The 468-nt window shown below is 68.2% G+C and carries 1 protein-coding gene; it reads right to left on the bottom strand.

The features are described 5' to 3' along the window. A partial coding sequence (locus I6F12_RS37020; protein ID WP_225158548.1) for a sulfatase-like hydrolase/transferase occupies window positions 1–468 on the bottom strand: 468 nt, incomplete at both ends.

Genomic DNA, 468 nt, shown 5'->3' on the forward strand with positions numbered 1-468 from the left:
AGGTAGGACGTGTTGCGGAACCAGTCGCGCCCGAGGGTCTTGTCGAAGCCCATCTGCGGCATGACCTTGTCCTTGGCCATGAAGCGCAGGCCGGCACCCTGCAGGAAGTGCGTGCTGAAACCGTGCTGGCGCAGCTGGGCGGGCAAGCACTCCCTGGCCCGGGCCGGGTTGTTCAGCAGCTCGACGCCCTTCGGCGTGCCCGAGTCGAGCTTGCTGTAGTCGCCGCAGAGCATGGCGTAGAGGCCGCGGATGGTCTGGTGGCGGTGCAGCACGTAGTCCGGGGTGGTCATCGCCCGTTCGGCCCAGCCACTCAGCCTGGGCATCGGCGCTTCGTGGTAGCTGCTGTTGATGGCGGCGCGGTTGGCGGCGATATACGCGCCGGGGATTCCCTCCATGGCCACGATCAGGACGTTGCGCGCGCGCCCTCCGCCGGCCAGCAGCGGCGTTCCGGAAAGGTCGAGCTGGTTG

It is taken from the genome of Bradyrhizobium sp. IC4059 (assembly GCF_020193615.1).
Classification (GTDB): domain Bacteria; phylum Pseudomonadota; class Alphaproteobacteria; order Rhizobiales; family Xanthobacteraceae; genus Bradyrhizobium; species Bradyrhizobium yuanmingense.